General features: G+C 43.6%; 10 protein-coding genes. 2 read left to right on the forward strand and 8 right to left on the reverse strand.

The annotated features are described in order from the left end of the window. Positions 1 to 335: 335 nt before the first annotated feature. From FTU42_RS06490 to FTU42_RS06505, 4 genes are all read right to left on the reverse strand, one after another. Complete coding sequence (locus FTU42_RS06490) at positions 336 to 2,975, reverse strand: bifunctional aconitate hydratase 2/2-methylisocitrate dehydratase (protein ID WP_074383209.1); 2,640 nt, start codon at positions 2,973 to 2,975, stop codon at positions 336 to 338. A 297-nt stretch (positions 2,976 to 3,272) separates the two neighbouring features. Then, positions 3,273 to 3,542 carry a hypothetical protein gene (locus FTU42_RS06495; protein WP_005097192.1) on the reverse strand — a complete coding sequence of 90 codons (270 nt, stop codon included), beginning with the start codon at positions 3,540 to 3,542 and terminating at the stop codon, positions 3,273 to 3,275. Positions 3,543 to 3,757: 215 nt separating this feature from the next. Continuing rightward, entirely contained in the window at positions 3,758 to 4,117 is a 360-nt protein-coding gene (locus FTU42_RS06500) for a hypothetical protein (RefSeq protein ID WP_005097193.1), read from the reverse strand. 114 nt (positions 4,118 to 4,231) lie between these two features. Further along, entirely contained in the window at positions 4,232 to 4,666 is a 435-nt protein-coding gene (locus FTU42_RS06505) for an I78 family peptidase inhibitor (RefSeq protein WP_005170565.1), read from the reverse strand. Positions 4,667 to 5,061: 395 nt separating this feature from the next. Between FTU42_RS06505 and xseA the strand changes: the two genes are divergently transcribed. Both xseA and xseB read left to right on the forward strand, forming a co-directional pair. Next, positions 5,062 to 6,333: an exodeoxyribonuclease VII large subunit gene (xseA, locus tag FTU42_RS06510; RefSeq protein ID WP_180078538.1), complete on the forward strand. Its 1,272-nt coding sequence runs from the start codon at positions 5,062 to 5,064 to the stop codon at positions 6,331 to 6,333. Further along, a complete protein-coding gene (gene xseB / locus FTU42_RS06515; protein ID WP_005170556.1) occupies positions 6,323 to 6,517 on the forward strand; it encodes an exodeoxyribonuclease VII small subunit in 195 nt (64 codons plus the stop codon). Before xseA ends, xseB begins: the two co-directional genes overlap by 11 nt. 88 nt (positions 6,518 to 6,605) lie before the next feature. Here the strand turns inward: xseB and FTU42_RS06520 are convergent, their stop codons facing one another. From FTU42_RS06520 to FTU42_RS06535, 4 genes are all read right to left on the reverse strand, one after another. After that, entirely contained in the window at positions 6,606 to 6,809 is a 204-nt protein-coding gene (locus FTU42_RS06520; protein ID WP_005097198.1) for a hypothetical protein, read from the reverse strand. 313 nt (positions 6,810 to 7,122) lie between these two features. Then, positions 7,123 to 7,323: a hypothetical protein gene (locus FTU42_RS06525; RefSeq protein WP_005170554.1), complete on the reverse strand. Its 201-nt coding sequence runs from the start codon at positions 7,321 to 7,323 to the stop codon at positions 7,123 to 7,125. A 335-nt stretch (positions 7,324 to 7,658) separates the two neighbouring features. Further along, a complete protein-coding gene (locus FTU42_RS06530) occupies positions 7,659 to 12,182 on the reverse strand; it encodes a translocation/assembly module TamB domain-containing protein (protein ID WP_180083187.1) in 4,524 nt (1,507 codons plus the stop codon). Between the two features lie 36 nt (positions 12,183 to 12,218). Further along, a complete protein-coding gene (locus tag FTU42_RS06535; protein WP_180083188.1) occupies positions 12,219 to 14,975 on the reverse strand; it encodes an autotransporter assembly complex family protein in 2,757 nt (918 codons plus the stop codon). Between the last annotated feature and the right edge of the window lie 113 nt (positions 14,976 to 15,088).

The raw sequence follows: 15,088 nt of genomic DNA on the forward strand, positions 1-15,088 counted from the left end.
TGAAAAGATACAGAATTTCATGCTGCAAAATTTAAATTAGATGTCAACTCCCACCCTTTCTGTATCAATTCAAATATTTCCCCCTTATTACCAATATCACGTATTAATTTTTTATTTATTAATGACTCTAAGGCCTCATCATATTTAAAAAATTCTCTATTATTTTCCATACCTAATTTTTGAGTTCTAATTTTAATTTCTTATTTTCATAAAAAAAATAAGGGCTGACAAATCAGCCCTTATTTTATACCGCTTATTACTTAATTAACAAAGCAAATCATAGATTTGCTCTTGCGCTAGGGAAAAGCCTTTCGGCTTTTCTTAATCCTAGCTCATTAAGTCAATTGAGCAGCAGCAATTTTCTTCGTATCAACATTCGCAGCAGCGTTAGTATATTCGCTCATCTTGTCGAAGCTTAAGTATTGATAGATGTCAGCTGACATACTATCAATTTGAGCTGCATATTGTTGGTATTCTTCTGGAGTTGGTAATTTACCCAATACAGCAGCAACAGATGCAAGTTCAGCAGAAGCCAAGTAAACGTTAGCCCCCTGACCTAAACGGTTCGGGAAGTTACGTGTAGACGTCGATACACAAGTTGTGTTCGGAGCTACACGTGCCTGGTTACCCATACATAATGAACAACCTGGCATTTCAGTACGCGCACCAGCTTTACCATAAATATTATAGAAACCTTCTTCCATCAACTGATGTTCGTCCATACGCGTTGGCGGAGCAATCCACAAACGAGTTGACAATGCACCACCTGGAACTTTCTCTAACAATTTACCAGTCGCACGGAAGTGACCAATGTTTGTCATACAAGAACCAACGAATACTTCGTCAATTTTCACGCCTTGAACGTCAGAAAGAAGTTTTGCATCATCTGGATCGTTCGGGCAGCAAAGAACAGGTTCTTTAATGTCAGCTAGATCGATTTCATACACTTTCGTGTATTCAGCATCCGCATCCGCTTTAAGCAGTGATGGATTCGCTAACCATTTTTCCATGTTCTCAACACGACGAGCCATTGTACGCGCATCGCCATAACCTTCAGAAATCATCCACTTAAGCATAGTGATGTTTGAACGAAGGTATTCAGCAACTTTCTCTTCAGAAAGCGTGATCGAACAACCAGCAGCTGAACGTTCAGCAGAAGCATCAGACAATTCGAATGCTTGCTCAACAGTCAGGTCAGTTTCCATTTCTGTCAAATCGATCTCAAGGATACGACCAGAGAAGATGTTTTTCTTACCTTTCTTCTCTACAGTTAAGTCACCCGCTTGAATTGCGTAGTAAGGAATTGCATGTACCAGGTCACGTAGTGTGATACCAGGCTGCATTTTACCTTTGAACTTCACAAGTACAGATTCAGGCATATCAAGTGGCATAACACCAGTTGCTGCAGCAAAAGCTACTAGACCAGAACCCGCCGGGAACGAAATACCGATTGGGAAACGAGTATGCGAGTCACCACCAGTACCCACAGTATCCGGAAGAAGCATACGGTTTAACCAAGAGTGGATAATACCGTCACCTGGACGTAAAGACACACCACCACGGTTCATGATGAAATCAGGAAGCGAGTGTTGCATTTGAACGTCAACTGGCTTTGGATACGCAGCGGTATGACAGAAAGACTGCATAACAAGGTCAGCAGAGAAACCTAGGCAAGCCAAGTCTTTCAATTCGTCACGCGTCATTGGACCAGTGGTATCTTGCGAACCAACAGTGGTCATCTTAGGTTCACAGTAAGTACCTGGAAGTACGCCTTGACCTTCAGGAAGACCACAAGCGCGACCAACCATTTTCTGTGCTTGAGTGAAGCCTTTGCCAGTTGCAGCAGGTTGAACCGGAGTACGGAACAACGTAGATACTGGAAGACCTAAAGCTTCACGTGCTTTAGTGGTCAAACCACGACCAACGATCAGGTTAATACGACCGCCAGCACGAACTTCGTCTAGAAGTACAGGTGTTTTAAGATCAGCTTCAGCAATTACAGCACCGTCTTTAGATGCAGAAACTTTCGCAGCAGCATGATCGATTTTAAGAACGATTTCATCGCCCATGTTCATGTTGCCAACATCGATCTCGATCGGTAATGCACCCGCATCTTCCATCGTGTTGAAGAAAATTGGCGCAATTTTAGAACCTAGGCAGTAACCACCGTCTTTTTTGTTCGGGATATGAGCAATGTCATCACCAAAGAACCAAAGCACAGAGTTGGTTGCAGATTTACGAGATGAACCTGTACCAACAACGTCACCTACGTAAGCAACTTGGTTGCCTTTCGCGATCAATTCTTTGATTTGGTTTAATGGACCAACTTCACCAGGAACTTCCGGGTTGATTCCGTCACGTACGTTTTTCAACATTGCATTTGCGTGCAATGGAATGTCCGGGCGGCTCCAAGCATCTTGTGCAGGTGACAAGTCATCAGTGTTGGTTTCGCCAGTGACTTTGAAAACTGTCAGTTTGATTTCTTCAGGAACGTCTGGACGTGAAGTAAACCATTCAGCATCAGCCCAAGACTGCATAACAGCTTGTGCATTTGCATTACCCGCTTTTGCTTTATCAGCGACATCGTGGAATGCATCAAATACAAGAAGCGTTTTCTTAAGCGCTTCAGCAGCAAGCTCAGAAAGTTCAGCGTTGTCTAAAAGTTCAACTAAAGGCGCTACGTTATAACCACCAAGCATAGTACCTAGCAAGTAAACCGCACGTTCTTTAGAAATAAGTGGAGAGGTTGCTTCGCCTTTTGCCAATGCAGCCAAGAACGCAGCTTTTACATATGCAGCTTGGTCAACACCTGCTGGTACACGGTTTTCAAGCAAATCTACCAAGTATGCTTCTTCACCAGCTGGCGGGTTAACTAGTAGTTCAACTAATGCAGCGGTTTGGGCATCGTCAAGTGGCTTCGGTGGGACTCCGAGTGCGGCACGTTCTTCAACGTGTTGGCGGTAAGCTTCTAGCACAGTGTTATTCCTCTTTTTTAAAAAATTACTTATGAATTCCTGCTTATTCCAAGCTTCACAAATAATATGGACTCCGAAATTTTACTAAATTTCCAGTTAAAAGTTAATGCAACTCAAGTGTTTCTTTGTGATGCTCGTTATTTTATAACTAAATGATGCTCTTAATGATTATTCAATAATCACTTTTAGATCAGATCTCAAGAAACAAGCCTATGAGCAGGCCCTTTTAACTGAATTTAATGCATAAAAAAGGCAACCATGATGTTGCCTGATTTGAAGTTAAAAAGATACTCCACCTTAGTGTACAGTGGTCGAGTTTAAATATTGCTGATATGAATCCCGGCAGCCTTTGAATTTCACCACGCATTCATCTTCACACATCGTGCTGTGATTATTGCTGGCAAAGGAAATATCCACCTGATACAGCTTTTTTTCTTGTTCTAGCACCTTCTTTAAAAATACTTTGTCGCCTACGCTCAGGACATAGCGACTACCAGCAATAATGACTACACCATGTTCATCTTCTAAGAGCAGATCAGAATGATGTAAATATCTGACGACTTGCATATTGTGTTACTCCTCGGGTAATTGGAGTTAAATTCATTATTCAATATAAAGATAAGTATTTCTATATTTTAGATTTAGAAATTGTCACAAAGTGTACATTTTGCTTAGGCTATTTTTTTATTATTAAGTAGAGGTTTTTTTGTCTTTTATTCGGGTTGATACTTTTTTTAAAGAGATGTTGCTATGCCTGATTCAGCCATTAAAAAAACCGTTCCCTAGAACGGTTTGTAATCTGGTAATTCATCATGCGGCGTGGCAATACATTTTTCAGTAAACTCAGCGCGGACTTTTTCACGGGCTGCTTTTACATCTGCCTTAATCTCTTCGGCTGGAAGTGCGTAGACTTCATCAATAATGTTCAGAATAAAACCTTTGGTGGTTTCATCATCGATCTTGAGGGCATGCTCGATTGCTTTCTCTTTCTCAATCGCATTCTGACGATCCAGCATAATGGTTCGCGCGGCATTTCCCACACTTCGACAATAACCTTGCCACTGCTCTTCAGGGGTTAAGGGTTTCTTCTCGGCACAACCGGCCAGAGCCAGCATAAACGATAAAGCCAATAACTTTTTCATGAGTTTCTCCTTCCGAGGGGCAATATAAAAGATCGGGGAAGATTTGTCATTTAAAATGCCAGTATGACTCTAAATTTTAAAAAGCCCATCAATGGGCTTTTGTTTTTTAAATGATTAACCGCATGAAGCCTGAAGAATTTTTTTGCTGGCAGGATCTACAGTTACTGTCACACGCTCTTCACGATAATCCATGGTGACTGCTTGGCCCGGCTCGACCATACGTACAATCTGCGCCTGGGTTTTCTGTTTGATTTGCGCTTCAGTCAGGTTGGACTGACCAACCAATGTCATCGCCTGATCGGCAATACATTTAGGCTGGTTCATATGCAGCAACTCCCATTCTTCTACCACCTGTCCATTCTTTAAATGACAATATCCAACCTGGCCATTACTTTCATTACGTATTTCAAGCTTGCCACCCTGATTGACACAATAAGTGCTCGCCGGATTTGGCATACCTATTTTAGGCGCTTCCGTTTCTGATTGTGGTGTAGTGGTACAGGCGCTTAAAGCAACCGCCAGCAAACCGAACAGCATTGTTTTTTTCATGAGCGTGTATTCTTCTTCAATAATTCTGCACTAATTTAGCATATTTCCATACCTTTTCTAGGCACAAGTCTGTGTACATTGTTAATCAAACACCTTCAATAAAGTTTAAGAATAAAAGTATTGCTAAATTCAGTATTGCTAAATTCAGTATTGCTAAATTCAGTATTGCTAAATTCAGTATTGCTATCTTGCCAACTATTTGATTGCTGAAGCTAGAGATGCGTGGAATCTGTTTAAATTGAGACGAATACTAATTTAGCGTTCTCAATTAAGTAATTCTTCATTCCATTATCAACACAATGTCATTACATAAAGTTTAAATAACTGCATTTTTAGATTTGTGATCTTTGCCAGATTGATTTACTATTTGATTGAATTTTAAACTTTCTACTGGCATGACAGACGATCTCCAACTCTCCCTCAAGGAATATCTTGCGACAGTTCAGGAAGTGGTCAAACTCACTTTCGATACGCCGGTATGGGTCAAAGCTGAGATTCGTAACCTTAGTATCAAAGCAGGTCATTATTATCTGGAACTGGCAGAAAAAGAGGCTGATAGCGATCAGGTCATTGCCAGTTGCCGAGCCACCATCTGGAAATTTAGCGCCCAGAAAATTGTCACTCAATTTGAACGTGAAAGCGGGATTGAATTAAGTCGTGATCTCAAAGTTCTGATTAAAGTCAAAGCCAATTTTGATCCACAATATGGTTTTTCTTTAAATATCGTTGAGATTGACTCGGGTTATACCTTGGGTGATATTGCCCGGCGTTATCAGCAGATTATTGACAGACTAAGCACTGAAGGGCTGACTCAGCGTAATAAAAACCTGCCCAGTCCTTTTGATTTGAACCGGATTCTGGTGATTGCTCCCGAAAACGCAGCAGGTCTCGGAGATTTCAGAAAAGATGCCGATGCACTACATCGTGCGCAAGTTTGCGAGTTTATCTATCACACTGCGACTTTTCAGGGAAATTCTGCCCCGCAAAGCATTATGCAGAGTCTGGCACAAGCACTGAAACAATGGGCGCAAACCTATGACACTGCGCCAGATTTGATCGTCATTATTCGGGGTGGCGGAGCAGTCAATGATCTGGCTTATTTAAATGATTATGATCTGGCTGCCCTGCTCTGTAAACGCTCGGTTCCGATTTGGGTGGGCATCGGACATGAAAAAGACCGCACCATTCTGGATGAGATTGCGCATCGCTCCTTTGATACTCCGAGTAAAGTCATCGCCGGAATTCGCAATCATATAGTCGAACTCACACAAGATGTCTTGAATTATTTACAGCGGATTCAGCGTTTATCTCAACAGCAAATTCAGGCCTACCAAAATCAGAATGATCAATTCTTAAAACTCATTCAAAGTCTGGCCAACAGCCAGATTATGGATGCCCTGCAACGTCTGCAACAGATCAAGGCCAATACCTCCAGTCTGGCTCAGCAACATACCCAACTAATCAATCAGCAGCTAGATGCCCTAATGCGGGAAACGCTATTGCAAAATCCACGACATGTTTTATCGAAAGGTTATGCCATCGTACGTCAGCAAGAACATGTGGTGGGTTCTATCAACCAGATTCAGCCCAGCGATCCGGTTCAGGTAGAACTGCAGGATGGCATTTTTTCAGCACAACTTATACAGGTACTTCCCCATGACTCATGATACTTTAAGCTTCCAGCAAGGCTATGACATCCTGAAAAAGAATGCAGAATTGCTCGAATCTCAGCAAGAACCGGACATTGATAATCTGATGAAAATCGTGGAAGAATCCATGAGCGCCTATAAAGCCTGTAAGGCACGTGTTGAAGCGGTGCAAAGTGCGCTAAATGACACATTTAAAGATTAGTGATTGAATGACTCTAGTTGAGTAGCTTAGGCTATTTAAGCATCTTTATATCATAAAAAACCCTCAAAAAATGAGGGCTTTTTTCAATTTAATTTACGCTATGAATATCCAGTTCCTCATTACTTGCCAATACGACAGAGGCTAAAATTGGCACCCCCAGAATAAAGGGTACAGCGAAGATCCATAAAACCACAGTCACTTCTGGATCAAAGAAAAATTGAATCGAAAGCGCAGTCAAAATAAGTACAGCGAATAGAATCATTGCAAAACGGATTATAAATTTAGTCGCCATGCGAACATACTCTGATGAGTGAAATTGTACTTTCAATATACACCTAATTTTATTAAGGCTTTATTGATTTTCAATTTATTATGATCTGATTTGATTGATTTTTTATATTTTAGCGCTGATTTATTGCTTCATTCATTTTTCTTAAGGATGTAACAGAAACATAATTTCAGCCATATTTCACAACTTTTTTGCAGCCCATTGCGCTTAAATTCTGATATTCATTGCTTCTACAGGTGTATACCAAAAGCACTGTACTTCATGACAAAGAAAATCACGAACATAAAAAGCCCAATATTGAATTGGGCTTTTGTCTTTACTCTTCAACTTCTATGGGATCACCATCTTCAGGGTGAATATGCCGCGTGCCATCATCTGCAGGATCAACACTTGAACCATCTTTGGTAATCGTGTTGTACAGCTCATCCTCTTTCTTATCATCGATAAACTCTTCATCTTCGAAATCTTGAGGCTCATTGTCATCATCGAAGTTTAACGGCTTTTCTTCATCTATCATGGCGATCCATCACTTTTATAACCCAGAAAATATCATGCTCAAACATTTGATCGTTTCATTCAAGGGTCAAGCATGATCATTTGTGTAACCGGATCTATATTGCGGTGTTCAAGCCAGATACATATCAATAAATAATAGCGTTCTTTGATAAGTCATTTTTTAATCATTATAAATAAAATACCCTCATCCTCTTGCGAAGCAGTGCTTCTCATCCCAGAAGGATGAGGGTATTTTCAGCATCTATTTAAATATGAATAAATTGACCATTTCTTGATCAATTAAAGATATCTAATGAAATCTAGCAATCATTTAAAAATATTTATCTGTCCTTATGATTAGAAACGCCAATTATAGAACAAGTCAATTGCACGTTCTAAGGACTGACTCGCTTCCAAGTAAAGACGCTGATTCACCTGATAACGTAAAGTCAGTTTGTTCACCGGGGTAAAAACTCCGACGCCATAACGAAGATATAAATCAGGGGTAATATAGCCGGTCACCGACACCTGGGTATCATCCCCTGTTCCTTGTGCATCTAGTGCCAAACCACTCAAGCCAAACGTCCGTCCAATCTGGTTGGTCAGCGCGCGGGTTCCACCCAGGCCCAGACTGATACCTGCTGCGGCAATGGTATTATTCACATCAGATCTGAATCCTTCAGCCTGACTTAAACCGGATGCACCTTCGTTGATACGACCAGTAATCAAGGCATTTAAAGCTTCCTGCTCTGACAAGCCAGCATCATTATAAATCTGAATATTTGGGCTTGAAGCAGTGCCCGTCACCCGTACCCCGACCGTACTTCCCTGAACCGACTTATTGGCATCAACATCCAGCGTCGGATTGGTCAACTCACCATTAAAACGGGCAATGGCACGATTCAGATCCAGACTCTGACCATAAGCTTCGATTTTCACCCGCTGTGATACCCCGATCGCACCATTGGCACGCATCGCAGTTTCCAGACCCCGCTGTGACAGATTGACCCGGCCCAATAGCGGAATACGGCTATCAAAGCCCTGGAATATCACTTGATTGCCCAGAGAAACCGCCACATCAGCCCGAATATCCCAAGGACGGGCAGATTTGAGAATAGCCAGCTGGTCATCACCTTCACGCACGACACGTACATCTGAAGAAAGTCCAACCACAGGTTCTGAGGCTTCAGGCATAGAAATTAGTGCACGTGGCACATCAACCGTACCACTTAGACTCAGCTTTTTATTGAATGGATACATGTCCAAAGTTAAATCGGGCGTAACCACGGCAGTAATTAAAGGTGCCTGACGAATCAGCAGATTTTCACCTTGCAGTTTTAACTGCACTCGCGGATCACCTTTCCAGTCGACTGAACCGGTCAATTTACCCACGCCACGACCACTGTTAAATGCACCATTAATACTGGCAGAATTCTGACGTATCGATGAATACAACTGCACATTGGTCAGATTCACCGGCAAGGAGATCATGCTGATCGAAGCATCTTTGACTCGAACCTCACCTTCCAGCAAAGGATCAGTTAAGGTTCCACTCACTTTTCCGGCATAGGACAAGGTGCCATCCAGATTACGGATGTCCTGAATAAAGGGTTTAAAGACTTTAAGCTGTACCTGATTAAAGGCAATTTCGCCACGCATCGGTTTACTGTCCCGATATGGATCAATAATGACATTGGCATACCCTGTCCCGATATCCGGAGTTTTTACATCCAGTCGAACTTGTAAGCCTTCTGCGACACTTTTTGCCACCAGACCCACTTCATCATATTTTAGGGTAGAACCTAAATAATCCGGGTCTTCCGAAGATAAGCCGACCACACCACTTCGGGTGACCAGACGCGCATCGATTTTTGGTTTAGCACCTTGCGCCCAGGCTGCCTTGGCATAACCGTTCACTTTACCGGTCAATGCCAGCCCTTCAGGCAGGAATGCACTGAAATCATCCAGATCCAGGTTTTGGGTCACAAAGGATACGCTGCCACGGGTTTTATTGACCCGAATCGGTTGATCAAAACACAACTGGCTTTGCTGACTCATCCAGCAATGTGCACCGACAAACAGATCAGACTGGGCCGCATTATAAATCACTGCCGCATTTTGACGCTGTACTAAATGAGCACGCAAAGAGTCAAAATCACCTTTTTGAATCTGACCCAGCCAGTTATTTTGTGCATTAAAGCCACCGGCCAGCTGCACAAAGAATTTTGACAGTTTATTTTCTGCCTGAACTTTAAGGATATGCGCCGCACGAGTACCGGCAAGTGATATTTCCCCGCGTACAATTTCCCGTGAACCGCTACGCAAGCGATCCATTGTGGCAGTTAATAAGGTTGCTGTGGTCTGCGAGGTCGGCAACTGCCCGCGGACACGAATTTTTTGCACACTCATCAGGTTTTTAAAGGCAAAATTATCAATCGAAAGATTTGCCGAAGCCTGCAAACGTGGCTGCGCCTGCATATTGATATAGCCCTGCGCACGACCTCTTAAGCCCGGATATAACTCATACAATGCTGGTGCGTTGACTTTGAGTTGCAGATTCTGCGCATTGCCGGTGGCCTGAATCTGGTTGCTGGCATAAGACAGGAACAGGTTATTGGCTTCAAACTGCTCTGGAACAAAACCACGCTGATTTGAATTAATAATGACTGATAAATTACCTGTGCCTCGTACCGGCTTGTTATTTAACATACCGGCCAGATTCAAACGCTGGATCTGAATGCGTTTTAAGGCATCTGACCAAACCCCTTGGGTTTTTACATTGCCCGACAACTCGCCTTTCAGGTTGGCATTAAAATATTGCGGCTTAAAGCGGATTAATGAAGCGTTAATATCCCAGTCAATACCATTTGCCAGATTCACCAGACCATTGGCATTAATCTTGCCAGCGATACCATCATGACGCAATTCATTGACTCTCAATACTTCTGGTGTACCTGAAACACGCAGTTTCAGGATTCCCTGACTGGCTTGCAACTGACTGGCATTTAAAGCCCCATCATAATTGACTGCATAGCCTCTAAAACCACCGCCGGCTTTTTCATTATGGAATAATAAAGCAATGGTACTGTTACCGGTCAGACGTACTGTTTCGTTCTGTTCTGCCAGGCGCCCAGTCAGGTCTACATTAGACAGTTTAATAATCTGCTGATTGGGTTGTGCATAGCCATTGGCCTTGATCTGGCCATTTAAACAGTCTATCGGTGAAGCCGCAGCGAGACTTCGGGTATTTAAGTCTTTGGCGTTTAATAATGCAGTCCATTTCAACTGGCGTTTTTCTTGTGGCAGTTCAATTCGCGCATGACCGCTTAAGCTACCTGCCTGTGCATTGGCGCTATAATTGAAGCTCGGCACATTTAGAATATTATTTTTCAGATCCAGTTTGGCCTGATACATGCCTGCTGGCAGAAGACCTTGTTCGTGCTGTTCGACTTTGGTTGCCACATGAATATTCTGCTGGCCTTCGACCAGTGCCAGTTTCACATCGCCAGACTGACTGCTGAGCCAGCCGACATAGGGTACGGCGCGGTCGATATTTTGCCAGGCAACATCCAGAAGCATCGGTTGTGCTTTATTGTCTTTAACCGAATTCTGATCCAGCTTGATATTCCAAGTTTCATAACGGTCAAAATCTACCAGCGCCGTCAGATGCAGGCCATTTTCCAGATTGCCTTTTGAGGCAATATTGCCATCCAGGCTTGGTGGTAAAAAGTCTTGTACGACTTGCGGGATACGTTCATGCTTAGGATCAATTCCGTTTAATCGTCCGTTCAGATCCCAGCTTACCTGTTCGTTCCAGCCCACTGTCCCGGCAAGGCTAACCGTACCTTTCATCAGCTGGCCATTCAGATCGGTAATGTTGAGCTGATTGACCAGATCGGTATACATCACCGCGTTATACTGGCCTTGTGGAATATTTTCACCGCTCAGGTCGGTACGGACGTTCAAATCCAGACGATCGATATCTCCATTGAACTCGGCAATCCCGTCTTTCGTAAACAGTTTCTGCTCAGTCAGAATCGGCCAGTTATAATCTTTAAATTTTAACTCGCCACGCATCGGCACCTGGGGCCGCATTGGATGTACGATGGCCCAACCGGTTAATAAATCAGGTGTATTGGTCGCTACGCCTGCCTGAATCGTATCCAGCGTGCCACGCGCCCGAACCTGAATATCATGAATATTCAAGCTGTCTCTTAAAGAAGGCAGATTGACGATTGCGCGGGCATCCAGTGGATATTTGCCTTCAAACTGCATTTTACCCGTCGCTTCACGCACCGAGAGATAACCCATATCCATGCGGGAATCTTCAAAGTTTAATTCGGTACCAGACCAGAGCGCATCATTTAATTCGATATTATAAAAATCAACTGCCGTGGTTTGGGTTTTAATCACCAGATGATCAAGGAGCAGATGATCGACGCGCAGCACAAAAGGCAAACGGATGGCATTGAACTTGAAAGGTTCGCTGCTAGACGGAGTTTTATTAATAATTTGCAGGTTACGGACATCTGCTTCATTCAGATGAATTTCTTTTTTGATGATCGCCCGCCAGCCCAGTTTTACATCAGCACGATCAATTTTGACATCGACCGGTTTCAGGCTGACCAGCACATTTTTAAGAATAATTCCACGCCATAAATTTCCGCCTTCATATTCATAATGAATAATTTGCTGGCGTTGTAATACCTGATCTAGCAGGAACTTACTGCCCTGATTGGTCGAAAACAGCAGCGCCAGCACAGAGAGCAGGAAAATGAGTGAGAAAAGTACCGACAACAGGATACTTCTCAATATACGGCGCTTTTTCGGCACAACGCTATCTTGTGGTTGTTGTTCTGGCTGTGGTTGGTTCTCGACCATGATGTACCCAAATAACTATTTTTAAAAAATGATGTTTTATAACTGCGAACCAATAAAGAAATGCAGACGAATTGGGTGATTGTCATCAGACAATCCAGTCGCCACATCGATACGAATCGGTCCAATCGGTGAGGCCCAACGTATCCCCACACCCGCGCCATATTCGGTCGGATTACTGAACTCTTTATTATAAGCATTTCCGGCATCTGCAAAAACCGCAGCACGCCAGCCTTCCCTAAACTGATAGTTATACTCTAAGGAAGCAACCCCTAAGGCCTGACCACCGACTTTAAAGCCTTCAATTTCCGGAGAAAGACTCTTGTAATCAAAACCACGAATGCTCTGGTCACCACCGGTGAAATATCTCAGGTTATACGGCACTTTGGCAAAATCTTCAGTGAAGATATAACCGGCATCGGCACGTCCAACAAACTGATGATCTGCATTTTCACCCAATGAATAGATAAAACGCCAGCCTGCATTTACAATCGCCATATCTGCATCAGACAATAACGCCTCACTACCCAGCTCGACTTTGTAGGTCTGCTTGAAACCCTTGGTCGGATTGACCCGACGATCGGTATCGGTACGTGAAACTTCATAACCGACCAGTAACGACTGCTGTTCATCTTCGGTATTAAAGCGAAACGCTTCCGGAATCTGGTTAAAATCAACAGAACCATTCTGCTTCAAGCGATCCAGACGGTAACGCGCTCCAAAAGTACGCTGCCAGTTACCCAGCGGGTTTTTAATAATCCGGTCTACACCCAGCACTGCCGATTCAATTTGCAGACCTTCACCTTGAGCCACGCCATCACGTTCTTCGCGCTCATAACCACCGACAATACTGACATAATCATTCAGCGGGTGGTGATAAGGAATGTTATAACGACCATCGATGGACTGCCGGATACCGGACAACTCGAGGTTGGCATCAAAAGAATGTCCGCGCTTATTTACAATGGCGCGGCGGTACTGACCACGTAGACGGATATTGGTATCTGTTCCATAACCCAGACCCAGTTCAGCACTGTTTAAACGGTCTGCATTTAAAGTCACAATCACTGGAACTTTCTTCTCTTCCCGCGCTTGTGCCTTTAAACGCTCCTGCTCATTTTCTTTGGTCTGCTGCTCGACCCGCAAGCTTCTTAAATTTGGATTTTCCTGATCGCGGCTACCGGCAAACTGGTCTTCATCGACGACATTTTGAGTGACTTCTTTAGCAGATGCCACTGAGCGATCAGGCTGTGTCGCAGTCGCCTGATCTTCAGAAAGTTTCTGTTCTTCTATCAGGCTTTGAATATCCGGTGCCAGCTCCAGCTCCCTGTCAACCGGATCAGGGCGAATTGCGTCCACCAGGGTATAGTTAAAATAGCGCGAGTTGGTCAGGTTATTGGCCAGGCTATTCACTCGCCAGAAGGTATAGTCTGCACCATCTTTCCAGGTGACCAGACTTTCGAGTACATCACGATCCAGCGGAAATTCCTTTTCAGGATCACTCATTCTAAACTCGACATTGCCCAGCTTGTAACGCTCGCCTGTCTCGAAACGTAGATTTACATCGGCCGTATTTTGTGGCTGTGCAATCTTGACATCATGCAAGCGCCAGTATGAATCAAAATAACCGTTGTTATTGGCGGCAGTATTAATCCGTTGTTTGGTCTGTTCATAATTGCCGTGATTGAAAATATCGCCCTCTTCCTGCTCAGGCAAAAGACTGATGACCTGGAATTGCGGCTGTTCCGCACCCGCTCCGCTAAATTCCAGATTTTGTGTAGTGATCAGCACAGGTTCATTCGGGGTGACAAAAACCCGAACGCGACTATCAGAGATTTTTTCAAACCTGAACTGGGCATTGTAATAACCGACTGCCTGTGCCGCCTGTCGGGACAAGGTTCGCAGTTGTGGCAAAGCGGAATTAAAGTCGCCAAAAGACTCCTGGGTAAAACTGGACAGTTTGGCTTTGACATTATTTCTTAAATTCAGATAGCCTTCAGGCTCAGCTCTACGATTCAGCATACCATTGCTTTGCGCAATACCTTCGCCGTTCATAATCACCACGTCGGCACTAATTCGCGGGACTCTCGCAGTCATGATCTGACGTGGCGGACGGATTTTATAAAACAGTCTTTTGAAAATATTCGGACGTTTTTCATCTTCAGCAACAAGTTGGCCCGGAATTTCTGGCAAAGTCATGCCAGCTTCATTATTTTGGACGATAATCTGGCTGTCGGCCTGAATCGACTGCATCAGCTGATCGACATTTACCGGTGCCTGATTGATTTCAAGTAACTCTTGCTGACTGATATCTGCTACGACTGTTTCAGCGGTCTGGGTATTGCGATAATTTTGTGCTTCCTGCTTGGCTTGCTCGGCCTCACGATAAATTTCATTCGCCATGTTCTGGTCAATGGACTGGATCGGCAGCTCTTCCAGATCATCGAACTGGATCGGTGTAAATACGTCCAGACCGGAGCCTGCATTTTGCTGTTGCTCCAGCATCAACATGCTGTCGACAGATGCTTCCGGCTGTATCGCTTCTTCAATTTTTTCGGTGGCTTCATTTTCAGATGTGACCAGTCCCTGTCGCATCGCTTCTTTGGACAGTTCATCTACCATTTCTGACTGAGAAATGGCCACAGGTGTTTCAGGCTGTTCGGTTTGTGCCATGCTCTGATGGGATAACATCATAAAAAAAATGCTCATACACAGCTGTGCCCCACTCTGAAGTGGTATAAGTGACCCCATACTGCGATGAAGCATCGTTTTTTTAAATTTTTTCTTTGCAGGCATGGCAAACTCGAAACGAATACATTCTTTAATTGATTATTTGACCGAAAAATATAAGCTAAAGAGCTTAATTGATTGGTTTTTACCTTTACATGGCTGAAAGTATCTTACATGAT

It is taken from the genome of Acinetobacter sp. YH12102, from assembly GCF_013419125.1.
Lineage (GTDB): Bacteria > Pseudomonadota > Gammaproteobacteria > Pseudomonadales > Moraxellaceae > Acinetobacter > Acinetobacter pseudolwoffii.

Coding starts and splice junctions, on each gene's coding strand:
- FTU42_RS06495 (WP_005097192.1), bottom strand. CDS start 3,542: ATGCAAGTCGTCAGATATTTACATCATTCTGATCTGCTCTTAGAAGAT.
- FTU42_RS06500 (WP_005097193.1), bottom strand. CDS start 4,117: ATGAAAAAGTTATTGGCTTTATCGTTTATGCTGGCTCTGGCCGGTTGT.
- FTU42_RS06505 (WP_005170565.1), bottom strand. CDS start 4,666: ATGAAAAAAACAATGCTGTTCGGTTTGCTGGCGGTTGCTTTAAGCGCC.
- xseA (WP_180078538.1), top strand. CDS start 5,062: ATGACAGACGATCTCCAACTCTCCCTCAAGGAATATCTTGCGACAGTT.
- xseB (WP_005170556.1), top strand. CDS start 6,323: ATGACTCATGATACTTTAAGCTTCCAGCAAGGCTATGACATCCTGAAA.
- FTU42_RS06520 (WP_005097198.1), bottom strand. CDS start 6,809: ATGGCGACTAAATTTATAATCCGTTTTGCAATGATTCTATTCGCTGTA.
- FTU42_RS06525 (WP_005170554.1), bottom strand. CDS start 7,323: ATGATAGATGAAGAAAAGCCGTTAAACTTCGATGATGACAATGAGCCT.
- FTU42_RS06530 (WP_180083187.1), bottom strand. CDS start 12,182: ATGGTCGAGAACCAACCACAGCCAGAACAACAACCACAAGATAGCGTT.
- FTU42_RS06535 (WP_180083188.1), bottom strand. CDS start 14,975: ATGCCTGCAAAGAAAAAATTTAAAAAAACGATGCTTCATCGCAGTATG.